Annotated in this window: 26 protein-coding genes and 1 tRNA gene; 12 read left to right on the top strand and 15 right to left on the bottom strand. The window is 72.0% G+C overall.

Annotated elements, in window-relative coordinates; genetic code table 11:
• Positions 1 to 3 precede the first annotated feature (3 nt).
• A complete protein-coding gene (locus tag AC0NZQ_RS10965) occupies positions 4 to 927 on the bottom strand; it encodes a LysR family transcriptional regulator (RefSeq protein ID WP_474529860.1) in 924 nt (307 codons plus the stop codon).
• A gap of 87 nt (positions 928 to 1,014) precedes the next feature.
• Between AC0NZQ_RS10965 and AC0NZQ_RS10960 the strand changes: the two genes are divergently transcribed.
• From AC0NZQ_RS10960 to AC0NZQ_RS10950, 3 genes are all read left to right on the top strand, one after another.
• The gene (locus AC0NZQ_RS10960) at positions 1,015 to 1,167 is read left to right on the top strand and encodes a hypothetical protein (protein ID WP_474529859.1); all 153 of its coding nucleotides are present in this window, start codon (positions 1,015 to 1,017) and stop codon (positions 1,165 to 1,167) included.
• A 97-nt stretch (positions 1,168 to 1,264) separates the two neighbouring features.
• Positions 1,265 to 1,340: transfer RNA gene (locus AC0NZQ_RS10955), tRNA-Lys, on the top strand.
• A gap of 73 nt (positions 1,341 to 1,413) precedes the next feature.
• Positions 1,414 to 2,205, top strand: coding sequence for a transglutaminase-like domain-containing protein (locus AC0NZQ_RS10950; RefSeq protein WP_474529858.1), 792 nt, complete (start codon positions 1,414 to 1,416; stop codon positions 2,203 to 2,205).
• 10 nt (positions 2,206 to 2,215) lie between these two features.
• On the opposite strand, the gene rdgB is transcribed toward AC0NZQ_RS10950, so the two are convergent.
• Complete coding sequence (rdgB, locus tag AC0NZQ_RS10945) at positions 2,216 to 2,809, bottom strand: RdgB/HAM1 family non-canonical purine NTP pyrophosphatase (protein ID WP_474531373.1); 594 nt, start codon at positions 2,807 to 2,809, stop codon at positions 2,216 to 2,218.
• A gap of 5 nt (positions 2,810 to 2,814) precedes the next feature.
• Positions 2,815 to 3,537 (bottom strand): ribonuclease PH, encoded by a 723-nt coding sequence (gene rph / locus AC0NZQ_RS10940; protein WP_474529857.1) that lies wholly within the window; start codon positions 3,535 to 3,537, stop codon positions 2,815 to 2,817.
• A gap of 91 nt (positions 3,538 to 3,628) precedes the next feature.
• On the opposite strand from rph, the gene AC0NZQ_RS10935 reads away from it, so the two are divergent.
• Both AC0NZQ_RS10935 and AC0NZQ_RS10930 read left to right on the top strand, forming a co-directional pair.
• On the top strand, positions 3,629 to 4,591 hold the full coding sequence (locus AC0NZQ_RS10935) for an ATP-binding cassette domain-containing protein (RefSeq protein ID WP_474529856.1): 963 nt from the start codon (positions 3,629 to 3,631) through the stop codon (positions 4,589 to 4,591).
• On the top strand, positions 4,588 to 5,418 hold the full coding sequence (locus AC0NZQ_RS10930) for an ABC transporter permease (RefSeq protein WP_474529855.1): 831 nt from the start codon (positions 4,588 to 4,590) through the stop codon (positions 5,416 to 5,418). The genes AC0NZQ_RS10935 and AC0NZQ_RS10930 overlap by 4 nt, the downstream gene beginning before the upstream one ends.
• Here the strand turns inward: AC0NZQ_RS10930 and AC0NZQ_RS10925 are convergent.
• Positions 5,400 to 8,600 carry an AfsR/SARP family transcriptional regulator gene (locus tag AC0NZQ_RS10925; RefSeq protein ID WP_474529854.1) on the bottom strand — a complete coding sequence of 1,067 codons (3,201 nt, stop codon included), beginning with the start codon at positions 8,598 to 8,600 and terminating at the stop codon, positions 5,400 to 5,402. The genes AC0NZQ_RS10930 and AC0NZQ_RS10925 overlap by 19 nt on opposite strands.
• Positions 8,601 to 8,631: 31 nt before the next feature.
• Positions 8,632 to 9,537 (bottom strand): LysR family transcriptional regulator, encoded by a 906-nt coding sequence (locus AC0NZQ_RS10920; RefSeq protein ID WP_474529853.1) that lies wholly within the window; start codon positions 9,535 to 9,537, stop codon positions 8,632 to 8,634.
• 98 nt (positions 9,538 to 9,635) lie between these two features.
• On the opposite strand from AC0NZQ_RS10920, the gene AC0NZQ_RS10915 reads away from it, so the two are divergent.
• Positions 9,636 to 9,830: a hypothetical protein gene (locus AC0NZQ_RS10915; RefSeq protein WP_474529852.1), complete on the top strand. Its 195-nt coding sequence runs from the start codon at positions 9,636 to 9,638 to the stop codon at positions 9,828 to 9,830.
• Between the two features lie 37 nt (positions 9,831 to 9,867).
• Positions 9,868 to 10,272 carry a secondary thiamine-phosphate synthase enzyme YjbQ gene (locus tag AC0NZQ_RS10910; RefSeq protein WP_474529851.1) on the top strand — a complete coding sequence of 135 codons (405 nt, stop codon included), beginning with the start codon at positions 9,868 to 9,870 and terminating at the stop codon, positions 10,270 to 10,272.
• A gap of 33 nt (positions 10,273 to 10,305) precedes the next feature.
• On the opposite strand, the gene AC0NZQ_RS10905 is transcribed toward AC0NZQ_RS10910, so the two are convergent.
• The 8 genes from AC0NZQ_RS10905 to clpS all read right to left on the bottom strand — a co-directional run bounded on the left by AC0NZQ_RS10905 (position 10,306) and on the right by clpS (position 15,167).
• Positions 10,306 to 11,064, bottom strand: coding sequence for an MBL fold metallo-hydrolase (locus AC0NZQ_RS10905; protein ID WP_474529850.1), 759 nt, complete (start codon positions 11,062 to 11,064; stop codon positions 10,306 to 10,308).
• Between the two features lie 4 nt (positions 11,065 to 11,068).
• Positions 11,069 to 11,881 (bottom strand): glutamate racemase, encoded by an 813-nt coding sequence (gene murI / locus AC0NZQ_RS10900; protein ID WP_474531372.1) that lies wholly within the window; start codon positions 11,879 to 11,881, stop codon positions 11,069 to 11,071.
• Positions 11,882 to 11,913: 32 nt separating this feature from the next.
• Entirely contained in the window at positions 11,914 to 12,543 is a 630-nt protein-coding gene (locus AC0NZQ_RS10895) for a rhomboid family intramembrane serine protease (RefSeq protein WP_474529849.1), read from the bottom strand.
• Positions 12,544 to 12,583: 40 nt separating this feature from the next.
• Entirely contained in the window at positions 12,584 to 13,540 is a 957-nt protein-coding gene (locus tag AC0NZQ_RS10890) for a PLP-dependent cysteine synthase family protein (protein ID WP_474529848.1), read from the bottom strand.
• A 37-nt stretch (positions 13,541 to 13,577) separates the two neighbouring features.
• Positions 13,578 to 13,853: a MoaD family protein gene (locus AC0NZQ_RS10885; protein WP_474529847.1), complete on the bottom strand. Its 276-nt coding sequence runs from the start codon at positions 13,851 to 13,853 to the stop codon at positions 13,578 to 13,580.
• A 70-nt stretch (positions 13,854 to 13,923) separates the two neighbouring features.
• Complete coding sequence (locus tag AC0NZQ_RS10880; protein WP_474529846.1) at positions 13,924 to 14,331, bottom strand: M67 family metallopeptidase; 408 nt, start codon at positions 14,329 to 14,331, stop codon at positions 13,924 to 13,926.
• Positions 14,332 to 14,406: 75 nt separating this feature from the next.
• Positions 14,407 to 14,874 carry a DUF2017 family protein gene (locus AC0NZQ_RS10875; protein ID WP_474529845.1) on the bottom strand — a complete coding sequence of 156 codons (468 nt, stop codon included), beginning with the start codon at positions 14,872 to 14,874 and terminating at the stop codon, positions 14,407 to 14,409.
• A complete protein-coding gene (clpS, locus tag AC0NZQ_RS10870; protein ID WP_474529844.1) occupies positions 14,871 to 15,167 on the bottom strand; it encodes an ATP-dependent Clp protease adapter ClpS in 297 nt (98 codons plus the stop codon). The genes AC0NZQ_RS10875 and clpS overlap by 4 nt, the downstream gene beginning before the upstream one ends.
• A 35-nt stretch (positions 15,168 to 15,202) precedes the next feature.
• Between clpS and AC0NZQ_RS10865 the strand changes: the two genes are divergently transcribed.
• From AC0NZQ_RS10865 to AC0NZQ_RS10850, 4 genes are read left to right on the top strand one after another with little or no spacing between them, the layout of a single operon-like run.
• Entirely contained in the window at positions 15,203 to 15,721 is a 519-nt protein-coding gene (locus tag AC0NZQ_RS10865; protein ID WP_474529843.1) for a hypothetical protein, read from the top strand.
• 33 nt (positions 15,722 to 15,754) lie between these two features.
• Complete coding sequence (locus AC0NZQ_RS10860; protein WP_474529842.1) at positions 15,755 to 17,032, top strand: nicotinate phosphoribosyltransferase; 1,278 nt, start codon at positions 15,755 to 15,757, stop codon at positions 17,030 to 17,032.
• A gap of 9 nt (positions 17,033 to 17,041) precedes the next feature.
• Complete coding sequence (locus tag AC0NZQ_RS10855; protein WP_474529841.1) at positions 17,042 to 17,608, top strand: nicotinamidase; 567 nt, start codon at positions 17,042 to 17,044, stop codon at positions 17,606 to 17,608.
• 10 nt (positions 17,609 to 17,618) lie between these two features.
• On the top strand, positions 17,619 to 18,191 hold the full coding sequence (locus tag AC0NZQ_RS10850; RefSeq protein WP_474529840.1) for a hypothetical protein: 573 nt from the start codon (positions 17,619 to 17,621) through the stop codon (positions 18,189 to 18,191).
• Between the two features lie 7 nt (positions 18,192 to 18,198).
• Here the strand turns inward: AC0NZQ_RS10850 and serB are convergent, their stop codons facing one another.
• Both serB and ctaD read right to left on the bottom strand, forming a co-directional pair.
• Positions 18,199 to 19,392, bottom strand: a complete 1,194-nt coding sequence (gene serB, locus AC0NZQ_RS10845) for a phosphoserine phosphatase SerB (protein WP_474529838.1) — start codon at positions 19,390 to 19,392, stop codon at positions 18,199 to 18,201.
• A gap of 13 nt (positions 19,393 to 19,405) precedes the next feature.
• Positions 19,406 to 21,193 carry an aa3-type cytochrome oxidase subunit I gene (ctaD, locus tag AC0NZQ_RS10840; protein ID WP_474529836.1) on the bottom strand — a complete coding sequence of 596 codons (1,788 nt, stop codon included), beginning with the start codon at positions 21,191 to 21,193 and terminating at the stop codon, positions 19,406 to 19,408.
• Between the two features lie 382 nt (positions 21,194 to 21,575).
• On the opposite strand from ctaD, the gene AC0NZQ_RS10835 reads away from it, so the two are divergent.
• The gene (locus AC0NZQ_RS10835) at positions 21,576 to 24,911 is read left to right on the top strand and encodes a fibronectin type III domain-containing protein (RefSeq protein ID WP_474529835.1); all 3,336 of its coding nucleotides are present in this window, start codon (positions 21,576 to 21,578) and stop codon (positions 24,909 to 24,911) included.
• Positions 24,912 to 24,934 lie beyond the last annotated feature (23 nt).

The following is a 24,934-nucleotide window of genomic DNA, read 5'->3' as shown; positions in this document are numbered from 1 at the left end:
CCTTCAGGCCTCGGCTGCCGCCGAGCGCAGCTCGTCCAGCACGGTCCGGACTGCGGCGGTGGGCTCATTGCGCGACCGTCGGTACAGCACTCCGATGCGCCGGGAGCCCAGACCGGGGAGGGCGACCTCGCGGTAGCGGTCGGTGGGGGCGCCGATGAGGGCGAGGACGGGCACCAGGGCGGCGCCGAAGCCCGCCGCCACCAAGACCAGCGCGGCGGTGAAGTCCTGGCAGAGGTGCTCGGCCGGCAGCCGCAGCGCGCTGGTGTGACGCACGCGGCGCATCGCCTGACCCACGGCGCTGCTCGGCGACCCGTCGATCCAGGGTCGCTCCGAGATGGCGTCGAGCTCGTCGAACTCGGGCCAGTCGAAGGGGACGACCACCCGGAACGGGTCGTCGTAGAGGGCCTCGTAATGCAGTCCCTTCGGGACGGGTCGGCGCCGGACGGCGTCGTCCTCGACGAGGGCCAGGTCGGTGCGGCCGGCGAGCAACTCGTCGGCCGCCGTCGACTCGTCGAGCTGGTGCACCGACAGGTCGATGGCGGGGTGGTGCTCGGCGACGGAGACGATGGCCGTCCCGGCGAAGGAGCGCAGCGCCGTGACGAAGGCGGCGAAGGTGACCCGGCCGCTCACCGTGGCCGCCAGCGATCCGAGATCGGTCTCGGCGTCGGCCAGCACCTGGACCAGCGCGTCGGCGTGCGCGACCAGCCGACGACCGGCGGTCGTGAACTCGACGGACCGCTGCCCCCCGCGACGGGACCGGTCCACGAGGACGAAACCCGTCTCCCGCTCCAGCATGGCGAGCTGCTGCGAGACCGCCGACGGCGAGACGCGCAGCGCGGCCGCCGCCCCGACGACACCGCCGTACCGGTCCACGGCGCGGAGCACCACCAGCCGCCGAGGGTCGATCTCCATGAAGTAAAGCTTCATCTGCGATTGATCAGAATGCAATTTTCTTTCAGTCGCAGTTGCGTCACGATGAGCGGCGTCACCCCACTACTCACTCGGGAAATCGCCATGTACAGCTCGGCACCGCAGCCGTTCTCCGCCTCCACCAGCAAGCTCGCCTACGCCCAGGCCTTCAGCGGTGGCAGCCGTCGCCGCACCAGCGATCGTCGGTCGCTGCTCGCCCGCCTCGCGCTGCGGCGGGGTCGCACGCGCGCTGCCTGAGGGCGTCGTCAAGCGGTGCCGGAGGCCGTGCTAGTGTCCATATTCGGCTCACCGCGGTGAGCCGGACGCATGATCGCGAGTCAGTCGCGAGCGGTCGGCGCCGTTAGCTCAATTGGCAGAGCAGCTGGCTCTTAACCAGCGGGTTCGGGGTTCGAGTCCCTGACGGCGCACCACTCCCCCTCCGGCCGGCTCTCACCTCGGTCGGCACTCGACGTCCGACAGGTCGTGACAGCCGTGCAGCGCCATGTGGAATCCACCCTGCTCATCGACGTCCGGAGCGACGCCCAGCTGGCCCTGGCCATCGCCGTGGCAGCGCTGCCGGGGCTGACCGTCGACGAGACGCTGCGTATCAATCAGGACGGCGAGCCGGTGGAGCCGCAGGTCCTCACCGGCGCCGCCGGGGGGCGCACCCACGACCTGCGACTGTCTCCCGGCCGGGTCGAGATCAGCTATCGCGCCGACGTCACCGGCCACGCCGAGCCGCAGCGCGTCACGCCGGCGGAGCGGCTGGAGTTCCTGCGGCCGAGCCGTTACGTGGAGTCCGACCGCCTCGTCGCGCAGGCGCGGGCCGACTTCGACGGGCTGACGGGCGGCAAGGCACTGCTCGACGCCGTCACCTCGCGGGTCAGCGAGCGGCTCGACTACGTCCCCGGCAGCAGCGGTCCCACCGACGGCGCAGTCGACACGCTGCTGGCCGGCCAGGGCGTCTGCCGCGACTACGCCCACCTCACCACCGCCCTGCTGCGAGCCCGCGACGTCCCCGCGCGGGTCGTGGCCGTCTACGCCCCCGGCCTCTCGCCGATGGACTTCCACGCCGTCGTCGAGGCGGAGGTCGACGGCTACTGGCAGGTGGTGGACGCGACCCGGTTGGCGCCACGGCAGAGCCTGCTGCGCATCAGCACCGGACGGGACGCCGCCGACACCGCGTTCCTCTCGAACTACGGCGGCGAGGTCGAGCTACTCGAGGTGAGCGTCTCGGCGTGGACCGTCGGCGACCTGCCGCGCGACGACCTCAGCGACCTGGTGTCGCTGGGCTAGAGAGCGTGGCTCAGCCGGCCAGCTGCGCGACGAGCGCCCGCAGCGCCCGGCCACGGTGGCTGATGGCGTCCTTGACGTCGCTGTCCAGCTCCGAGCTCGTCTGCTCGTGGCCGTCCGGGACGAAGATCGGGTCGTAGCCGAACCCGTTGGCGCCCCGCGGCTGCCGGATGAGGCGGCCGGGCATCGTCCCCTCGGTGACAATCTCGCCGTCGGCGCTGACATAGGCGACCGCGCAGTGGAAGGCGGCGCCGAGCCGCTCGTCCGGGACGTCGCGCACCTGGTCCAGCACGAGCCGCAGATTGGCCTCGTCGTCGCCGTGACCGCCGGCCCAGCGCGCCGACAGCACGCCGGGCATCCCGTTGAGGGCGTCGACCGACAGCCCCGAGTCGTCGGCGACGGTGGGCAGGCCGGTCTGCCGGAAACCTTCCCGAGCCTTGATGAGCGCGTTGGCCTCGAAGGTGGCCCCGGACTCGGGGACCTCCTCGTAGGGCGCGACGTCGTCGAGCCCCACCACCTCGACGCCCGGTAGCGACGCCGCGACGATGCGGCGCAGCTCGCGGAGCTTCTTGGCGTTGCGGCTGGCCAGCAGCATGCGCTCGGCCACGGCGCTCAAGCCCCGATGGCGGCGCTCTGCAGCTGTGCCAGCTCGGCACAGCCCTTCACCGCGAGGTCGAGCAGGGCGTCCAACTCATCGCGCCGGAACGGCACGCCCTCCGCGGTGCCCTGCACCTCGACGAACTCCCCGCCGCCGGTGAGGACGACGTTCATGTCGGTCTCGGCGCGGACGTCCTCGGCGTACATCAGATCCAGCCGCGGCTCGCCGTCGATGACGCCCACCGACACCGCCGAGATGGTGTTGACCAGCGGACGGGAGCTGGCCAGCGCGCCCTTGGCATCCAGCCAGGAGACGGCGTCGGCCAAGGCGACGTAGGCGCCGGTGATGGCCGCGGTGCGGGTGCCGCCGTCGGCCTGCAGCACGTCACAGTCGATCGAGATCGAGTTCTCGCCGAGCGCCGAGAGGTCGATGGCCGCGCGCAGCGAGCGTCCGATCAGCCGGGAGATCTCGTGGGTGCGACCACCGATCTTGCCCTTGACCGACTCGCGGTCGTTGCGGGTCAGGGTGGCGCGCGGCAGCATCGCGTACTCGGCGGTCACCCAGCCCAGACCGCTGCCCTTGCGCCACCGCGGCACGCCCTGCTGCACCGAGGCCGAGCAGAGCACCTTGGTGTCGCCGAACTCCACCAGCGCCGAGCCCTCGGCGTACTTCTGCCACTCGCGGGTGATGGTGACGGGACGGAGCTGGTCGTTCGCACGCGCATCGGGACGAGGCATGGTCCGAGCCTAACGAGGGTGCTGACAGCCGCTGACAGCCGTGCCAGCGAGGTGACGGCGAGATGCCAGCGCCGCCGGGCACGGTGCTGCCATGACCACTTACGCAATCGAGGCCGAAGGGCTGCAGAAGCGCTTCGGTGACACGCACGCCCTCGCCGGTGTCGACCTCGCCGCCCGTGAGGGCTCGGTGCTCGGCGTCCTCGGGCCGAACGGTGCCGGCAAGACGACGGCGGTCCGGATCCTGGCCACCCTGCTGCGGGCCGACGGCGGCACGGCTCGCGTCGCCGGCCACGACGTGGCCAAGAACCCGCAGGCCGTCCGCGAGTCGGTGGGACTCACCGGCCAGTTCGCCTCCGTCGACGACGACCTCACCGGCCTGCAGAACCTGCGGATGATCGGCCAGCTGCTCGACCTGTCGAGCCGCGACGCCACCGTCCGCGCCCGCGAGCTGCTGGACTGGTTCGAGCTCGGCGAGGCCGCCGACCGCGTCGCCAAGACCTACTCCGGCGGCATGCGTCGCCGCCTGGACCTCGCCGCCTCCCTCGTCGGACGGCCCGCCGTGATCTTCCTCGACGAGCCCACAACCGGGCTGGACCCCTCCAAGCGCGAGGCGATGTGGGACGTCGTCCGCAACCTCGTGGGGGACGGGTCGACGGTCCTGCTCACGACGCAGTACCTGGACGAGGCCGACGCCCTCGCCGACGAGATCACTGTCATCGACCACGGCCGCGTCATCGCCCATGACACCCCGCTGGGGTTGAAGCGGGTGGTCGGCGGCCAGCGACTCACGGTACGCCCGGCCGAGCCGCAGCGACTCGCCGAGGTCGCGGGCCTGCTCGGCGAGCTCACCGGCGCCGAGGCCGAACGCGAGGGCAAGGGGACGCTCAGCGTCCCCGTCACCGGTGACGAGGCCCTGCCGCCGGTCGTCGCCCGACTGCACGAGGCCGGCATCACCGTCACCGAGCTCTCCCTGCACCTGCCGAGCCTGGACGAGGTCTTCTTCACCCTCACCGGGTCACGGACCGACGACAAGGCCGAGGAGGCCGCAGCATGACCACCACCCTGGACAAGCCGCCGGCGCCCCCCGCCGTCCCGACCCGGGCGCGGGCGGCGAACTCGCCGGCACGGGCGGCACGGCACGCGCTGGTGCTGGCCAAGCGCAACCTGATCAAGACCATGCGCACGCCGGAGCAGCTGATCGACGTGACCATCCAGCCGCTGATCTTCATCCTGCTCTTCACCTACGTCTTCGGCGGCGCGCTCGGCGGCGGCGACCGGCACGCCTACCTGCAGTACCTGCTGCCGGGCCTGCTCGGCCAGGGCATCGCGCTGGGCAGCATCGCCCTCGGCCAGAACATGAACGCCGACATCGAGAAGGGCGTCTTCGACCGGTTCCGCGCCCTGCCGATCGCCCGCTCCGCGCCGCTGGTCGGAGCCGTCCTCGCCGACTTCGTCCGCTACCTGATCCTCTGCGTGGTGACGCTCGGCTTCGGCTTCGCCATCGGCTTCCGGATCGACACCAACCCCGCCGGGCTGCTCGCGGCCGTCGTCGTGGCGATCTCGTTCGCACTCTGCTTCTGCTGGGTGTCGCTCTGGGTCGGCCTCAAGGCGCGGACCTCCGGCGCGGTGCAGGGGGTGATGTTCCTGCTGATCTTCCCGCTGTCGTTCGGCAGCAGCGTCTTCGCCAACCCGTCGACGATGCCGGGCTGGCTGCAGGCGTGGAACCACGTCAACCCGATCACGCGCCTCGTCGACTCGATGCGCGGGCTGATGATCGGAGGCCCGGTGGCGACCAACCTGCTCATCACCCTGGCCTGGATGGCCGGCCTGCTGGCGGTCTTCGTGCCGCTCACCATGCGGGCCTACCGCAAGCGGTCCTGAAGTCCGGCGACGGTTCGTTCGACGAGGGCGAGCGCTTCCTGAGGGGGAAGCGCTCGCCCTTCGTCGTACGCGGCGGTCGCCGCAGCCTCGCCCACACCCGCGACGGCGGCCCGCCAGACGGTGGAGATGACCTGCTCGGACCAGTCCGGCGTTCCCCGCAGCCGCGCCGCGGCCCCGAGCAGCAGCGCGGCGGTCCGCGGGTCGTGGGGCTGGGTCAGCTCGGCGGCGAGGACGCCCGTCACGGCCACGATCTGGAAGTCACGGGTCACCTGCGCGGCGGCGAAGGCGTCCTTGGCATGGGCCACGGACGCCACCGGCTCGCCCGCCTCGTGCAGGACGCGGGCCGCGAGGGTGAGGACCCAGGCGCTGGCGTGACTCCACCCGGGATGCACCGACGGTGTCTCCCGCACCCGGGCCAGCGCCTGCTCGACCAGCTCGCGGCCCAGCTCGTGGTGGCCGAGTCGCCATTCGATGTCGGCCCGCATCACCGCGGCGAGGGCCGACTCCATCGACGTCTGGCCGCTGACGACCGCGCTCCGGGCCCGGTCGTTCCAGCGGACGGCGGTCGCCATGTCACCCCGGCGCAGCGCCAGGTCGGTGAGCCGTTGATACAGGAAGATCTCGTCCTCGGTCGAGTCCATCTCCCGCATGAGCGACAGCGCCTCTTCGTAGGCGGCGGCGGCCCCGTCGAGGTCGCCGTCGTACGTCAGCAATTGCGCAAGGTTGCGCAGAGTGCTGGCCAGGCCCCAGCGTTCCCCGAGCCGCCGGAACTCCTCGAGGGCGATGGCGGTGTGCTCCCGCATGGTGTCGAGATCGCCGCTGTTCTCGGCGAAGCTGGCGATGAACATCCGGGTGGCGGCCCGGCTCCACTCGCTGCCCTGCTCCAGGTTCTGCCGGGCCCAGACCTCGCCCAGCTCGGCGTTGCCACCGAAGTACGCCATGGCCGGCCGCAGCATCGCCGCCAGCGTGTCGGTCGGGAAGGGCACGTCCCGCAGCTCCTCGACCATGGCGGGGAGGCTCTCGGTGCCGACGTGCAATCCGGTGGCCGCGGCGTTGATCGCATGCAGGCAGCGCACCAGCAGCCTGGTGGGCTCGTCGGTGGCACCGGGGACGGCCAACGCCTCCGCCGTCCAGCCCGCGATGTCGGGGTGCTCGCCCAGCATCATCGCCGAGACCCCCAGCGCCGCGGCGATGCGCAGGGCGCCGTCGGCGTCACCGGTCTCGGCGCGGAAACGCAGCGCGGCGACGATGTTCTCGCGTTCGGCACGCAGCAGCGCGAACCACGGCAGCTGACCTGAGGTGGTCAGGTGCGGCTCGGCCTCGGCGAGCACCGCTGCGAAGTGATCGGCGTGACGTCGCCGCGCCGCCTCCAGCTCCCCGCGCTCACCGAGCTGCTCGGCGCCGTACTCGCGGATCGTCTCGAGCATCCGCAACCGGGCGCCGCCGGCGACGGTCTGCAGCAGCGACTTGTCGACCAGCGAGGCGAGGACGTCCGGCACGTCGCGCGGGTCCAGCAGGTCGCCGCAGACGGCGCCGGCGCTGTCGGTCGTGACGCCGGAGGGGAAGACCGCGAGCCGCTCGGCGACGGCCCGCTCGGTGTCGGTGAGCAGACCCCAGCTCCACTCGACGACGGCGCGCAGCGTCCGGTGGCGGGGCAGCGCCGTCCGGCTGCCACCGGTGAGCAGCCGGAAGCGATCGCCGAGCCTGGCCGCGATGTCGGCCAGCGGCATGGTCCGCAGTCGCGCCGCGGCGAGCTCGATGGCCAGCGGCAGGCCGTCGAGCCGGGTGACGATCTCGACGACCGCCGGGACGTCGGCCTCGGTGAGCCGCCAGTCCGGCAGCGCCGCGCCGACGCGGTCGGCGAAGAGCCGCACCGCGGGATAGGCCAGCGCCTCGGTGACGCCGGCGGTGGCAGCAGGCGTGCCGAGAGGCGGCACGGCGAGCAGGGTCTCGCCGAGGATGCCGAGCGGTTCCCGGCTGGTGGCGACCATGCGCAGCGCGGGGCAGTCGCCGAGCAGCAGCTCGGCGCAGCGGGCGGCCGCCTCGACGACGTGCTCGCAGTTGTCCAGCAGGATGACCAGATTGCGGTCGGCGAGATTGGCGCGCAGTCGCTCCATCGCGTCACGGGTGTCGACGTTGCGCCGGTCGAGCAGGTGCACCTCGCGCACTCCGAGCGAGGCGAGGACGGCGGCGGGGACGTCGGTCCCCGCCGTCACCGTGGCGAGCTCGACCAGCCACACCCCGTCCGGGGCCAGGTCGGCGATCCCGGCCGCGGCCTCGGCCGCCAGTCGCGTCTTGCCCGCGCCGCCCGGCCCGACCAGCGTCACCAGCCGGCTCGTCTCCAGCAGCTTGCCGATCCGCGAGACCTCGTCCTCACGGCCGACGAAGCTGGTGAGCGGGGCCTTGAGATTCGTCCGGCGCGCCCTGCGTGCCGCCGTGGGCTGCTCGTCTCGGAGCAGCTCCAGATGCAGCTCACGAAGCTCAGCCGACGGGTCGACCCCGAGCTCGTCGGCCAGGGTGCTCCGCAGCGTCTCGTAGGCCCGCAGCGCCTCGGCGATCCGGCCGGCTGCCGCGAGCGCGCGCAGGTGCAGGGCGGCGGCGCGCTCGTCCAGCGGATGCTCGCGAGCGAGCCGACCCACCTCGTCGGCGTCCACGGCGGCGACGCCGGCGCCGAGCGACAGTGCGGCCTCGGCACGATCGAGCAGAGCGGTCGTCCGCAGCGCGTCCCACCGCTCGGCGTCGGCGGCGAGCTCCGGCGAGGCTGCGCGCACGTCCGCCAGTGCCTCGCCGCGCCAGAGCGCGAGAGCGTCGTCGAGCAGCGCGACGGCGTCGGCCGCGCGATGCCCTCGGCGAGCCTCGGCTGCGGCGGTGGTGAGCTCGGTGAAGCTGAGGGCGTCGACCTCGGCGGCGCCGAGGTCCAGGCGGTACCCCGCGGGGGACTGCACCACCCGATCGCTGCCGAGCGTGCGCCGCAGCCGGGAGACCAGCGTCTGCAGCGCGTTGGCCTCGTCGGCCGGCTGGGTGTCGCCCCAGACGGCGGCGACGAGGGCGGCGGTGGTCACCGGCCGACCGGCGTCGACGGCGAGCCTGGACAGCAGCGTGCGCAGCCGGGCACCGGCCACGGCGACGGGATTGCCGGCATCGTCCCGGACCGTCAACGGCCCCAGGATCGAGATCTGCACGGTGTCCACTCTCCCACGCGACGCCACCGGTTCAGGTCCGTGAGACACGCTCGGCATGGGAGACCACGTGCCTGCGGAAGTTCGTCGCGGCCGGCAGCAGCCGCCGCTCGCGGGACCAGGCGACACCGATCTGACGCCGGGCCTCGGTGTCGGCGATCGGCCGGTAGGCGATGGCGCCGGCGGTCTCCGCCCGGCTGGGCCGGCCGAGCGGGACCGGGACGATCGCCACCCCGAGCCCGGCGCCGACCAGGCCGGTGAGGGAGGAGAGGTCGTCGGCTTCGAAGGCCACCGTGGGACGGAACCCGGCTCGCTGGCAGAGCAGCTCGTTGGTCCGCCGCAGCACCAGGTTGCGCCGCAGCATGACGAAGGGCTCGTCCCGCGCCGTGGCCAGATCGACGGGACCGCCCGTGGCCAGCCGATGGCCGGTGGCGGCGGCGAGCCGCAGCGGCTGGGTCAGCAGCGGCCGCCACTGCAGGCTGTCGTGCTCGGTCCGCTCGGTGGTGATCTCCAGATCGACCTCCCCCTCCAGCAGCAGCGACTCCGACACCTCGTCGCGGATCTGCTGCAGGTCGAAACCGACCCGCGGATGGTCGGCCCGGAAACTCGCCACCAGCTCGGGGACCAGCCATGTCCCCAGCGACGGCTGGAAGGCCACCGAGACGGTGCCGGTGTCGGGCGAGGCGAGCTCGGAGAGAGCGGCAAGGCCGTCGTCCAGGTCGTGCAGCAGCTTGTCGACGTGCCGTTTGAAGGTGGCACCGGCACGTGTCATCCGCAGCACCCGTCCGGAGCGGCGCAGCAGCGGGACCCCGGCCTCGGTCTCCAGCCGGGCCAGGGCGCGGGAGACACCGCTCTGGCTCACCTGTTCCAGGTCGGCGACCTCGGTGACGGTGACGCCGTCGGCGACCTGCTGGAACCAGCGGAGCACGTCGGTGTCCATCCCATGACGATAGGACATGACTTGGACATCGAACCGTCATTGGACGCATGCAAACGCTTTCGGAACACTGGGATCAACGACAGACAAGGAGCTACGCCATGAGCCACCAGCACCGTTTCACCGGCCTCCGGAACACGCTCGCCCCGCAGCGTCGTGAGAACCGCCTCGCCCGCGAGCTGGGCGAGTTCCGTTCGCAGGCCGACCTCACCGAGCTCGCCGCCCTGCTCGACCGTCACCCCGACGCCGAGACCGAGCAGCTGCGCGAGCTCGTCGACTGGACCGCCGCAGCCTGACAGCCCTCAGCCCGTCGCGGGCGGGCAGGATGACGTCATGCGCAGTCACACCTTCGAGATCCGCACCGGGGGCGCGGCCACCGTCCACGACCTGACCGACGAGTGCGACCGGTTCGTCCACGGCGAGACCGACGGATTGCTGTCGGTCTTCGTCCCGCACGCCACGGCCGGGGTCGCCATCGTGGAGACGGGCGCGGGCAGCGACGACGACCTCCTCGCCGCCCTCGACGAGCTGCTCCCCCGCGACGGCCGGTGGCGGCACCGTCACGGCACCCCCGGCCACGGTCGGGACCACGTGCTGCCCGCCTTCGTCGCGCCCTCGATCACCGTGCCGGTGCTCGGCGGGCGGATGCAGCTCGGCACCTGGCAGTCGGTCTGCCTCGTCGACACGAATGTCGACAACGCGCGCCGCGAGGTGCGCCTCAGCTTCCTCGCCGGCTGAACCCCCGCGGCCGGCGAGGAACCGGCACGCGACCTAGATCCAGTACTCCCCGCCGGGCTCGGCAATCTCGACCGGGCCGTGGAAGGCCTCGGCCGCCTCGTCGGCGGCGTCCTGCTTGGAGTTCCACGGCGGGACGTGCGTGACGAGCAGGCGCTCCACCCCGGCCTTCTCGGCGTGCTCACCGGCCATCCGCCCGGTGAGGTGGAGATCCGGGACGAGCACCTCGTCCGGCCCCACCGACGCCTCGCAGAGGAAGACGTCGGCCGCTTCGGCGAGCTCGATCAGCTCCGGGGACTCGCCGGTGTCGGCGGAGTAGACCAGCGACCGGTCCTGCCATTCGATGCGGACGCCATTGGTGGGCGTGGGGTGGTTCATCGGCGCGTACTGCAGCCGGAACGGTCCCAGCTCGCCGGCCATCGGGGTCTGGAACGAGAAGAGCTCGTGCAGCCCCAGCTTGCGTGCCAGCGGGTCGTAGGCGGCCTCGAGGCGGTCACGGGTGCCGGGGACGCCGACGAGCGGGATGCGCTTGTCCGGCCCGCGCAGGGCGAACCCCTCGCCGCCGTAGCGCAGCGCCACGACGTAGGCGGTGAGATCGATGCAGTGGTCGGCGTGCAGGTGCGAGATGACGATGGCGTCGACGTCAGCCGGGGAGACGTAGTGCTGCAGGGCGCCGAAGGCGCCGTGGCCGAGGTCCAGCACGAGGCGATACCCCTCGGCCTCGATCAGGTAGCCGGACGCGGGAGAGTCCGGTCCGGGCATGCTGCCCGAGCAGCCGAGCACCGTCAGCTTCATCTGGTCACCCCTTACCGCCGTTCGCTGCGCCGACCCTACTCAGCCCGACGAGCCCGGTGGCAGTGACGAGGCCGGGGCCGAGGAAGCGACGGCTCGACCGGGCGAAGGCCTCGGCCGGACCGGTGGCGCGGAAGCTGTGCACGGGCGGATCCGCGTCGTCGCCTCGCAGCAGGTTCGCGGCCAGGAGCACGCGATAGACGTCCTTGGCCGTCTCCTCCGCGCTGGAGACGAGCGTGACCTGCTCACCCATCACCACCGAGAGCAGGCCGGTGAGCATCGGGTAGTGCGTGCAGCCGAGGACGAGCGTGTCGACGCCGGCGGCGCCGAGCGGCGCGAGGTAGGACTCCGCCAGCCCGAGCAGCTGCCGGCCGCTGGTGACACCGCGCTCGACGAACTCGGCGAAGCGCGGGCAGGCCGCTGCCACCACCTCGACGTCCGGTGCGGCACCGAAGGCGTCCTGGTAGGCCCCGCTGGTCACGGTGGCCACCGTGCCGATCACCCCGACCCGGCCGTTGCGGGTGGCCGCGACCGCGCGGCGGACCGCGGGCCGGATCACCTCCACCACCGGCACGTCGTAGCGCTCCCGGGCATCGGCCAGGCAGGCCGAGCTCGCGCTGTTGCAGGCGATGACGAGGGCCTTCACCCCGTCAGCCACCAGCTCGTCCATGACCCGGAGTGCATGGGCGCGGACATCGGCGATCGGCTGCGGTCCGTACGGGGAGTGGGCGGTGTCGCCGACGTAGCGCAGCGACTCGTGGGGCAGCTGGTCCAGGACGGCGCGGGCGACGGTGAGGCCGCCGACCCCGGAATCCATCATGCCGATGGGGGCGTCGACATCGGGCACGGTCGTCAGCGTACGGATCGTCCCGCCAGCGGGCCCGGCCCGCCGCGCGGGTCGTGCAGCAGCGCCGCCGCCACCACTCCGGCCACGAAGCCGCAGAGGTGGGCCTGCCACGAGATGCCGGCGCTCACCGTCGGCAGCAGTCCCAGCAGCAGGCTGCCGAAGATCACCAGCATGACCACCGCGACGGTCACGGACCGGCCGTCGCGGCTGAAGGCACCGCGGGCGAGGAGGTAGCCCAGCCAACCGAAGACCACGCCGGAGGCCCCCACGATGACCTGGTCGCCGGGGGCGACGCTCCAGGTGAGCAGCCCGCCGCCCAGCACCACGACAGCCGTCACGACCCACCACGTGCGGATCCCGATGAGCAGCACGGCCCAGCCGATGACCACCAGCGGCAGCGTGTTGCTGAGCAGGTGGTTGCCGTCGGCGTGCAGGAACGGCTGGAAGACGATCCCCCGCAACCCCTCGACGCTGCGCGGCACCAGGCCGTAGGCGGTGAGCCGGTGGAACGAGTTCACCAGCTGCACCAGCCACAGCACCGCCGCCAGCGCCAGCATCCACACCAGGGCGCCGAGCGCCGTCCGCGGATCGACGATCGTCGAGCGCCGCAGCACCGGACGTCGCGGGGCGGTCACCGCGTCAGGGTAGGCGCCGAAACTGTCCGCAGCCTGTCCGTCAGGCCCAGAGCTGGCCCTCGAGGAGCTCGGCGGCCTGCTGCAGCGTGCCGGTGTAGGCACCGGTGGAGAGGTACTTCCACCCGCCGTCGCAGACGACGAAGGCGATGTCGGCGCGCTGGTCCGGCCCGATGCGCTCACCGATGGAGAGCGCGGCGTGCAGGATCGCACCGGTGGAGATGCCGGCGAAGACGCCCTCGCTGTCGATGAGGTCGCGGGTGCGGCGCAGCGCGTCGTAGGAGGTCACCGAGAAGCGCCGGGTCAGGACGGTGTCGTCGTAGAGCTCGGGGACGAAGCCCTCGTCGATGTTGCGCAGCCCGTAGACGAGCTCCCCGTAGCGGGGCTCGGCAGCGATGATCTGGACGTCCGGCACCTTCTCGCGCAGGTACCGCCCGGTCCCCATGAGCGTGCCGGTGGTGCCCAGTCCGGCGACGAAGTGGGTGATGGTGGGCAGGTCACGCAAGAGCTCCGGCCCGGTGCCCTCGTAGTGCGCCTGCGCGTTCGCCGCGTTGCCGTACTGGTAGAGCATCACCCAGTCCGGATACTGCTTGGCGAGCTCCTTGGCCGTGGCCACCGCCTGGTTCGAGCCGCCCGCGGCCGGGGAGGAGATGATGCGCGCGCCGAACATCTCCAGCAGCTGCCGCCGCTCGATCGAGGTGTTCTCGGGCATGACGCAGACCAGGCCGTAGCCGGCCAGCTTCGCCGCCATGGCCAGCGAGATGCCGGTGTTGCCCGAGGTCGGTTCCAGGATGGTGCAGCCGGGGCTGAGCCGTCCTTCGGCCTCCGCCGCGCGGATCATCGACAGCGCCGCGCGGTCCTTGATGGAGCCCGTCGGATTGCGGTCCTCCAGCTTGGCCCAGAGCCGGACGGGGTGATCGCCGTCCCAGCGAGGCGAGAGCCGGGGCAGCCCGATCAGCGGGGTGTCCCCCACCGCTTCCAGCAACGAGTCGTAGCGCATGGCGTCCTCGGGTGAGTCGTCGGTCGAGCCCGAGGGCTCAGCCCCCGGCGACCGCGGGAAGGATGGTGACCGAGTCGCCGTCCTTCAGCTCGGTCTCCAGCGAGCCGGTGAAGCGGACGTCCTCGTCGTTGACGTAGATGTTGACGAACTTGTGCAGGGCACCCTGGTCGGTGATGAGCCGGCCCTTGATCCCCTCGTGGTTCGCGTCGAGGTCGTCGATGAGCGCCGAGAGCGTGTCGCCCTTGCCCTCGACGGACTTCGAGCCGCCGGTGTAGGTGCGCAGGATGGTCGGGATCTTGACCTCGATGGCCATGGTGTGTGGGCTCCTGGGATTGGGGTACTTGTCGGGGTACAACGCGGTGCGGTCCGGATTTCGTCCCGGATCAGCCGATGATCTCGACCTGCTCCTCGGTCACCTGACCGTCGACGATCCGGAACGACCGGAACTCGGTCTCGTCCTCGTCGCGGGTGGAGACCAGGACGTAGTGCGCGTTCGGCTCCGAGGCGTAGCTGATGTCCGTGCGCGAGGGATAGGCCTCGGTGGCGGTGTGGGAGTGGTAGACCACGACGGGTTCCTCGTCGTTGCCGTCCATCTCCTTGTACAGCTGCAGCAGGTCGGTGGAGTCGAACTCATAGAAGGTCGGCGACCGGGCGGCGTTGAGCATGGGCACGAAGCGCTGCGGGGTGTCGCTGCCCTCGGGCCCGGCCACCACGCCGCACGCCTCGTCGGGGTGGTCGCGGCGTGCGTGGGCGACGATCTCGTCGTGGATCGCCCGGTCGATGCGCAGCACGGACCACAGCCTACCGGCGGCAGCGGGGGTGCCCGCTCGGGTCGGCGAGCCGGGTGACTCACCCCATCGGACGGATCAGCGCATCAGGCACTGCACGACGGCGTCCTGCAGCGCGGTGAGCCAGTCGTAGATGAGCCACGACTCGACCTGCGGATCGTCGGGCTCCAGCTCCGGCGGCTCCTCGGTGACGCCGAGCCGGGTTCCCAGAGCCAGCCGCAGGTCGTTCAGGACCTGCAGCCAGCGCCGGGCGGCATCGTCGTCGGAGAGCGTGACGGTCCTGTCGGCGGCCAGCTCGCCATCGCAGGCGCTGATGCGCTCGGCGCGCTCGGCGCGCAGCGTCGCCTCGGTGAGATCGCGGTACTCGGCCTCGGCGTCGGCATCGTCGGGATAGGCCGACGGGAAGAGCCGCTGCCGGACGGCGTCGTCGGCCCCCACCGGCACCTCGTCGGCGACGACGGTCTGCAGCTCGGTGAGCAGCGCCTGCAGCAGGGTGGCCTCCTGCGACGCGAACTCCAGCCGCAGCGGCTCGGCGTGGATCCTCACGTCTGCTGTTCGAGCGTGGCCCACAGGCCGTAGCCGTGGAGGGTGTGGACGTCGAGCTCCATCCGCTCCCGGGGGCCGGAGGAGACGACGGCCCGGCCCTTCTGGTGGACGTCGAGCATGAGCTGGTGCGCCTTCGCCTTGGGGTAGCCGAAGACCTCCATGAAGACGTGGGTGACATAGGACATGAGGTTGACCGGGTCGTTCCACACGATCGTGATCCACGGCTTGTCCGGATCGACGGCGGTGGCCCCGGACGCGACCTCCTCGCGCTGCGGCGTGAGCGTGCCTGCCATAGGGCCATGGTGGCACGACGGTTACCGTCCATGCTGTGACCGCACCTCACCTGCCCACGTCGCCGGGCGCGGCGCTGGTCACGCGCCGGGTAGGCGACCGCAACCTCGTCCTGGTGCTGGTCGGGGTCGTCCTGATCGTGGCGGCGCTGCAGGGTCTGCAGTGGTATTCGGTCGAGTCAGGGCAGCTGAACGTCGCCGGCAGCGGCTTCACCGCCGCCGACCTGCACGCCAACGCCGACTCCCTCGGCGCGCCGGTCGCGGCGGCCTACTTCGACTGGCTGGCCTGGACGCTGCTGGTGCTGGGCGGTATCGCCGGCGTCGGGGCCACCATCCCCTCGCCGCTCACCGACGCGATGCGGGTGGCTGCCTTCGCCTCGGGTCTGCTGGGCGGTTTCGGCGGCTTCTACGCCGTGGCGCAGCTCTTCGACGCGCAGCGGGCCGCGGGCGGGTCGTCCCATGCGGTCTTCCACAGCGCGTCGTTCGGGCTGTGGGCGTGCCTGATCGGCTTCGCACTCATCCTGATCGGCGGCACGCTGGGACCCCGCCGCGGCTGAACCCGGCCACGCCGGCTCTGACACGATCGGCGCATGACGAGCACGGCCCTGCTGACCGACCGCTACGAGCTGACCATGCTCGGATCGGCGCTGCGCGACGGCACCGCGCAGCGGCACTGCACCTTCGAGGTCTTCACCCGGCGCCTGCCGGAGGGACGCCGCTACGGCGTCGTCGCCGGCACCGGCCGACTGCTGGAGGCGCTCGCGGACTTCACCTTCGACGCCGAGACGGTGACGCTGCTGCGCGAGCTCGACGCCGTGGACGACGCCACCGCCGAGTACCTCGCCGGGTACCGCTTCTCCGGCGACATCGACGGCTACCCCGAGGGCGAGCTCTACTTCCCCCACTCGCCGGTGCTGACGGTCACCGGCAGCTTCGCCGACGCCGTGCTGCTGGAGACCCTCGCGCTCTCCATCCTGAACCACGACTGCGCCATCGCCGCCGCGGCCGCCCGCATGGTGACCGCAGCAGCGGGTCGGCCCATCATCGAGATGGGGTCGCGCCGCACCCACGAACAGGCGGCGGTCGCCTCGGCCCGGGCGGCGTACCTCGCCGGCTTCGCCTCGACCTCCAACCTGGAGGCCGCCCGCCGCTACGGCGTCCCCACCGCCGGCACCGCCGCGCACGCCTTCACCCTGCTGCACGACGACGAGGTCGCGGCCTTCGCCGCGCAGATCGAGTCGCTCGGCGTCGGGACGACGCTGCTCGTCGACACCTACGACATCGCCCGCGGCATCGCCCGCGCCGTCGAGGTCGCAGGTCCGGGGCTCGGGGCGATCCGCATCGACTCCGGCGAGCTTGGCGTGATGGCCCGCCATGCCCGCGAGCAGCTCGATTCCCTCGGCGCCACCGGCACCCGCATCGTGGTCAGCGGTGACCTCGACGAGTTCGCGATCGCGGCGCTGGGGGCGACCCCGGTCGACTCGTACGGCGCCGGCACCGCAGTGGTGACGGGCTCCGGGGCACCGACGGCCGGCATGGTCTACAAGCTCGTCGAGGTGGACGGCCGGCCGGTCGAGAAGCGCTCGGAGCAGAAGCAGAGCCACGGCGGACGCAAGACGGCGCTGCGCGCCTACAAGCCGTCCGGCACCGCCGTCGAGGAGATCGTGACCACGGCCCGCGACGTCACGCCGGGCGACGGCGAACGGCTGCTGCAGCTGCCCCTGGTCCGCGGCGGCGAGCGTGTCGCCGACCTGCCGACACTGGAGCAGTCGCGGCGTCACCTGCGCGAGGCCACCGTCACGCTGCCCTGGGACGGGCTGAAGCTGGCCAAGGGCGAGCCCGCCATCCCGACCCGGTTCGCTTCCTAGACTCGTCTCATGACGACAGCGGTGATCGTGGTCGATGTCCAGAACGACTTCTGCGAGGGCGGCTCGCTGGCCGTGACCGGCGGCAGCCGGGTCGCGCAGCTCATCAGCGCCCGCCTCGCCGAGGGCGGCTTCGACCACGCCGTCGCCACCCGCGACCACCACATCGACCCCGGTGCGCACTTCTCCGAGACGCCGGACTTCGTCGACTCGTGGCCACGGCACTGCGTGGTGGGGACTCCGGGCGTCGAGCTGCACCCGGATCTCGACACCACCGGCATCGAGGCCGTCTTCGACAAGGGCGAGTACACCGCGGCCTACTCCGGCTTCGAGGGTTCGGCCGACGGTGTCGGCCTCGTCGACTGGCTCCGAGAGCGCGCTGTCGACCGCGTCGAGGTCACCGGCATCGCGACGGACCACTGCGTCCGGGCCACCGCCCTGGACGCCGCGCGCGCCGGCTTCGCCACCACGGTCCGCCTGGATCTCACCGCCGGCGTCGCTGCCGACACCGTCGAGCGGGCGCTGGCCGAGCTGCGGGACGCGGGCGTGGAGCTCGTGGGGACACCGGCCACCTACTAGGGTCGGCGCCATGAGCTACGACCCGCAGGGTGACCCGACGCGGCAGTACCGCCGCGACCCGTCGGCCAATCCCTACGCGCAGTCTCCGCCGCCGGCCGTGCCGCAGCACCAGAACCCCTTCGGCACCGAGGGCAACGAGCAGTTCGGCATCGCCAGCATGGTCTTCTCGCTGCTCGGGGCGATCCTGCTCATCGTCTGCCTCACCACGCTGGACTGGTTCAGCGTCGACCTGAACCGGGGCAACCTGTCGCTCTCGTTCGGCGACATCAAGGACAACGTCGACGCCGACTCGCTCTCGGGCTTCGCCTCGGCGTACTACGGCTGGTTCGCCTGGACCTTCCTCATCATCTCCGTCGCCGCCGCCATCGGCGCCAGCTTCCCGTCCCCGGCGCTGCGGGCGCTGCGGGTCATCGGCGTGGTCGCCGCCTTCGCCACCGCCGGGCTGAGCTTCCTGGCCGTCCAGGTGACCACGACGCGCAGCTACACCGACTGGTTCGCCGACGCCCGGGTCGGCTTCTACCTCGCCGTCGTCGGCTACGTCCTCATCGGTGTCGGGGCCGCGATCGGCCCGCGCAAGGTCTGACCCGCGCTCACACCGACGCGGCAGCTTCGGCGACCTCGTCGTCGCTGATGCCCAGTACGAAGAGGATCGTGTCCAGGTAGGGCAGGTTCACCGACGTGTCGGCGGCGCGGCGCAGCGCGGCCTTGGCGTTGAAGGCGACGCCGAGACCGGCGGCCTCCAGCATGTCGATGTCGTTCGCCCCGTCCCCCACCGCGACGGTCTGCGAGGCGGGGACGCCGAACTGCTCGGCGAAGCGCCGCAGCGCGGCCGCCTTGCCCGCCCGGTCGACGATCTCGCCGACGACCTTCCCGGTCAGCCGGCCGTCGATGATCTCGAGCTCGTTGGCGGCGGCGAAGTCGAGGTCGAGCTCGGCGGTGAAGTGGTCGGTGACGAAGGTGAAGCCCCCGCTGACGACGCCGACGTGGAAGCCGAGGCGACGCAGCGTCCGGACGAGGGTGCGGGCACCGGGCGTGAGCCGCAGCGACGACCGCACGGCGTCGAGGTCGGCGACACTCAGGCCAGCCAGCAGCGACACCCGTTCTCGCAGCGACTCGGCGAAGTCCAGCTCGCCGGCCATGGCCCGCTCGGTGATGGCCGCAACTTCGGCGCCGACGCCGGCCCGCGCGGCGAGGACGTCGATCGCCTCGTCCCGGATGAGCGTCGAGTCGACGTCCATCACCACCAGGCGCTTGGCGCGGCGGCGCAACCCGGCCGGTTCGACCGCGATGTCCAGGCCGGTGTCCTCGGCGGCTCGGACCAGCGCGGCGCGCAGCCGGGTGGGGTCGGCCGACCGGACGATCATCTCCACGCTCGAGGCCGGCTCCACCGACAGTTGCGTCACCGAGTCGATGTTGCCCTCGACGTCGGCGATGCACTGGGCCACGTGACTGAGCGCGCCGGGGCGCAGCGGCCGTCCGATCACGATGACGTGACTGCGGCGGCCGCGCTCGGCTCGGCGCGGCCGGTCGGTCACGGGGTCGTCGGCGAGGGCGACCTCGCACTCCATGCCGAGCGCGGTGGCGGTCTTGGTCACCGAACCGCGCAGGGCCGACGGGTCTCCCCGCAGCTCCAGCAGAACAGCGAGTACCAGCCGATCCCGGATCACGACCTGCTCGACGTCCTTGACGTCGACGTCGTGCGCCGCAAGCGAGGCGAAGAAGGACGCCGTCACTCCTGGCCGGTCACGTCCGGTCAGGGTGGCCAGCACCGTGGTCGGTTGCATGGGTGTCGCGGCCTCAGCCGCCGGGCGTCGGGTCCTTCTGTCCGGCGCGACCGCCGGCCAGCGCGGGCTGCGGGTTCTTGTGCTTACGGCCACCGGCGTGCGCCTCGGCCTCGAGGCGATCCAGCAGGTGCGGGTAGTGCGCCTCGAAGGCCGGCCGCTCGGAACGGATCCGCGGGATGGAGGTGAAGTTGTGCCGCGGCGGCGGGCTGGAGGTGGCCCACTCCAGCGAGTTGCCGTGGCCCCACGGGTCGTCGGCGGTGACGATCTCGCCGTACTTGTAGGACTTGTACATGTTGTAGACGAACGGCAGCAGCGAGGCGCCGAGCACGAAGGAACCGATCGTCGAGAATGTGTTCAGGCCGGTGAAGCCATCCGTCGGCAGGTAGTCGACGTAGCGGCGCGGCATCCCCTCGGCGCCGAGCCAGTGCTGCACCAGGAACGTCATGTGGAAGCCGACGAAGGTCAGCCAGAAGTGGAAGCGGCCCAGCCGCTCGTCCAGGTACCGGCCGACGAACTTCGGGAACCAGAAGTAGATGCCCGCGTAGACGGCGAAGACGATCGTCCCGAAGAGCACGTAGTGGAAGTGCGCGATGACGAAGTAGCTGTCGGCCACGTGGAAGTCGATGGGCGGGCTGGCCAGCAGCACGCCGGTGAGGCCGCCGAAGAGGAAGGTGACCATGAAGCCGATGGTGAAGAGCATCGGCGACTCGAAGGTCACCGCGCCGCGCCACATCGAGCCGATCCAGTTGAAGAACTTGATGCCGGTCGGGACGGCAATGAGGAAGGTCATCACCGAGAAGAACGGCAGCAGCACCGCCCCGGTGGTGAACATGTGGTGCGCCCAGACGGTGAGCGACAGCGCGGCGATGGAGAGCGTCGCCAGCACCATGCCCTTGTAGCCGAAGAGCGGCTTGCGGCTGAAGACGGGGATGATCTCGGTGACGATGCCGAAGAACGGCAGCGCCACGATGTACACCTCGGGGTGGCCGAAGAACCAGAAGAGGTGCTGCCAGAGGATCGAGCCGCCGTTGTTGGCCTCGAAGACGAGCGATCCCATGTGCCGGTCGGCGTAGAGGACGAGCAGCGCCGCGGTGAGGATCGGGAAGGCCAGCAGGATGAGCAGGCTGGTGACGAAGATGTTCCAGGTGAAGATCGGCATCCGGAACATCGTCATGCCGGGCGCGCGCAGCGTGATGACGGTGGTGACCATGTTGACGCCACCGAGGATGGTGCCGAGGCCGGAGATGGCCAGGCCGAGGATCCAGAGGTCGGCGCCGGCGCCGGGCGAGTTCACGGCGTTCGTGAGCGGCGAGTAGGCGTACCAGCCGAAGTCCGCGGCGCCGTTCGGGGTGAAGAAGCCCGACGTCGAGGTGATGGCGCCGAAGAGGTACAGCCAGTACGAGAAGGCGTTGAGCCGCGGGAAGGCGACGTCCGGCGCCCCGATCTGCAGCGGCAGCACCAAGTTGGCGAAGGCGAAGAGGATGGGCGTCGCGAAGAACAGCAGCATGATCGTGCCGTGCATCGTGAAGAGCTGGTTGTACTGCTCCTGCGAGAGCAGCTGCCGGCCGGGGCGGGCGAGCTCGATGCGCATGAGCAGCGCCATCACGCCACCGAGGGCGAAGAACGACAGCGACGTGACCAGGTACATCTTGCCGATGACCTTGGGGTCGGTCGTGCGCAGGTAGTAGCTGAGCGCCGAGCCCTTCGAGGTCGCCGTAGGCGGGAAGGGCCGCGACACGATCGGCGTAGGGCCGTCGGGAACGGCTCCGGCGGCCGGGGTCGGCTCGGCAGTCGTGGTCACACTGTCCCCTTGCTGTGCTGCGGGTGCTGCGGACGTCCAGCGCTTCGAGGATATCCCCGTACCTCACTTTCCCGGGCGCGGGGTCGGTCTCGATCCGGCAGCGGCCCGCTCCCCCGCCGAGGCGGCCCCGAGGGCGCCGGGCTCGACCTGCCTGCCGCCAGCGAACCGGACACCGTGTGACATGTGAAATTCACGTTTCGTCAGATATCGTGACGCGGACGTCCACGCGGCCGTGCCGGCGGCCGGCGAGCCGTCCCGCGAGCCGCACCCCGCCCGACGCCTCCCACGAGCGCCGACGGGAGCGGACCGCGGCGCACGGACAGGAGGCTGGGTGGCAGGTGGTGGGCGCGATTCCGCGGCGTTTCGGACCGATCCGACCGCCGTGGCCTCGACGCGCCCCAGCCACCGCCAGTCGTCGGCCCTGCTGGCCGTCCTCCTGCTCGTCGCCGGTGTCGTGACGGCTGTCTCCTACCTCGTCGAGCCCGACGAGGCTCGCAGCTTCGATCTCTTCGGTGGCTCGATCTTTCTCGCCGACTCGGTCGCGCCGGTAGCCGTCGACCTGGCCTCCGGACAGCCCACCGTCCGGCTCGTCGACGCCAGTGCGCAGGTCGGGGCCAGCCGGGCCGGCGAGGTCGGCGTGGTGCCGCTGCCGGGCCCCACCGGCGGCACGCTGCTCATCGATCGGGCCACCGGCGAGTTCAACATGGCTGACGCCACCGGCTTCGTGCTGAAGAAGGACGGCGGCGTGCCGCTGCCGCAGCGGGCCCGGGCCACGGGCGCCCGGGCACTGGCCGCCGACGACTTCGCCTACATCGAGCAGTCGGGCCCGACGGGGACCTCGGTCTACCTGGTCGGGGCGGCGACGGTCCAGAGCGCCACCACGGGGACCGCAGTGAAGCCGCGCGGCTTCCGCTCGCTGCCCGAACCCGTCAGCTCCGCCAGCGGTGCCGCCGCCACCGCCGGCCGGGACCTCTGGCTGCTGGCCGGCGCGGGGAGCCGTCGTAGCGTCCGGCACCTGTCGCTGCCCGCCGACAGCGAACCCGGTGCCACCCTGCGGGTCCGTTCGGCGGGGAGCGTCGCCGGCCCGGCCGCCCTCACCGCCACCGGCGACGGCGTGGCCGTGGCCAGCGACGGACGGGTCGCGATCCTCGGCAACGACGGCTCCGCTCGCAGTGTCCGCGTGCCGACCGTCACCGGCCTGGACACCGTGCTCCCCGTCACCGAGGCGACCTCGCGCCCCGCCTTCCTGCTGCACGGCGCCTCGGGCTGGTCGATCCTGTCCGTCGCCACCGACGGCAGCGACTCGACCGGGCCGACCGCCCTCACCGGCGTCGGTGCCTCGGCGAGGCTGGTGACGCCCGCCTTCAGCCAGGGCGCGCTCTGGACCGTCGACGCGGCCACCGGCGCCCTCTGGCGAATCGGGACGGACGGCCGGGCGACACCGGTTGCCGGCGCCCGCGACTACCCCACCGTGGTCCGCGACGGCCGCACCATCGAGGCCTCCGGCTACGACGACACCGCCGTGGTGGCCCGGGGTCCCCGCGTGATCGTCAACTCGCCGAACCACCTCAGGGCGGTCGTCATCTTCACCGACGGCAGCCGTCCGCCGGTGGCCTTCACCAAGAGCGACGCCGTGACGATCAACTCCGGGGGTGGCGCCGAGGCCCTCACCCGCAGCCGCAACGACTCCGTCCCGGACCAGAGCACGAACCCGGGGCGCACGAACAATCCGGCGCCGAAACCGGTGAGCCCCATCAACAACCTCATCGACTGCTCGACGACGTCGCAGACCCCCCACATCCCGGCTCTGGGTCAGCCGGTGCCGGGGTCCCGCTCGGTGCAGCTGAGCTGGACCTACCCCGTCGTGGACCGCACCGACTGCATCCCGCGGACGTACGTCGTCGACGTCCGCCTGCTCAGCGGCGGGGCGCCGCAGCCACCGGCCTCGGTCACCGTCGACGGGCAGCTGGGCGTCAACCTCGGCGGGCTCTACCCCGCCACCCGCTACGAGATCGCGGTGACGGCCTTCCTCAACGGCAAGGGCACGCGCTCGGCGCCGGTCCAGATCACCACCGGGCCCGAGGGTCCGACCACGCCGACCGGCGTCACCGCCACCACCGACGCGACCGGCACCTGGTCGATCGACTGGTCGTCCTGCGGTGCCGTCGCCACCGGGTGCGTCCCGGCGGCCTCGTGGCGGGTGGTGCCGCAGCTCTGCGACGCCGGCGGTCTCGGCGGCGCGCCGGCCACCCTCGAGGTCCCGGCGGATCCGACGAGCCGCAGCCAACCCGGCGCCACCCTCGCCGGGGGCACCGCGCTGCTGGGACGGGGCCTGCGCTTCCAGGTGGAGGGCATCGGCCCCAACGGGGAGGTCGGCAGCCCGTCGGCGGCCAGCGCCTGCGTGCGCAGCTGGGCTCCGCCGCTGGACTCGGCAATGCGGCTCAGCGCGAGCCGGCCGGGCGACCTCGCCCCCGGCCAGACGAGCTCGACGACGCTGTCGCTGGATCTCGGCGCCACCCCGATCCGCTCGGTCGGCGGCGTCGGCGCCAGCGTGACCTTCACGCTCAGCGGTCCCGGCGGGACGCAGCAGCGCACCGCCACCGTCAGCGGCGCCACCTCGCAGCTGACCGCGACCTTCGCCGGTGTCACCGCCGGGGCCACCTATCGCGCCAGTGCCAGGATCAGCCCACCCGGCCATCCCGAGGCGGCGGTGACGGTGCCTGCCGACGACATCACCACCCGCGCCTCGTGGCCGACGGTGGGCCTGCGCAACGTCGGCTGCAGCTCCACCGGCCTGGTGACCTGCACCCTCTCGGCGCAGGTCACCGGTGTCGACACCGCGCAGACCGGCAACGAGACCTTCGCCCTCACCGGCAGCTCGCTGCGCTGCGGCGAGGCCTCGGTCTCCCTGGACGGAGCCGATCTGGACCAGTCGTCCTGGACCATCACCAAGCCGGGCCTCTCACAGCTGAACAAGCTCTTCGGCAGCTGCACCCTCACCGTGGGACTGGTGGAGACCTCGGGCAACGCCGCGCCGCTCTACTTCGGCGGGGTGCCGTCGCCGACGGTCCGCGCCGACGTCGATCTCGGCGCCGCGGCCTCGGCAGATCTGACCTCGGCGGACTTCACCGCGGCGTGGTCGCCGCAGAACGGTTCCAGCGTCCGCGTCGACCACACCGGCAAGCAGGATCTGGAGACGCTGACCACGGGCTGGAAGTCCACCCTCTACGCCCCGGACGGCACCGTCTGCGGCAGCGACGGCAGCACCCCGGACCCGGTCTTCGTCCCGGCCAACGACTGCGTGCAGCCCTACGGCGACCAGACCACCGGTTGGAAGGTCACCCTCACCTACACCGACGCCACCGACGGCGATGCCCATTCCGTGGACGTCACCGTCGCCGACGGCGCGCCGCCGAGCTACCAGGCCTGCACCCCGGCCGGCTTCACCGCGCAGTGGGGCGCCGACCTCGCGGCCGGGGTGACGGTGGACTCGACGGGCGGCACCCTCGACGGCTGCCGCTCGTGGTCGTACCAGCTCCGCGCGAGCGACGGCACGGACTGCGGCACCGCGACGGGCTCGCCGCCGCAGACCGTCGCACTCAGCTGCGGTACCCCTGCCGACGACCAGTGGACGGTCGTCGTCAGCTGGACGAACACCAAGGGCGCGTCGGTCACGAGCGACCCCGTGTCGATCACCGGGGATCCCCCCACCTCATGACGCCGGACCCCACACTGTCCCGA

The sequence above is a fragment of the Jatrophihabitans sp. sgz311053 genome (assembly GCF_056135305.1).
Note: the sequence above shows the minus strand (reverse complement) of the source record. Positions and strands in the feature narration are given on the sequence as shown.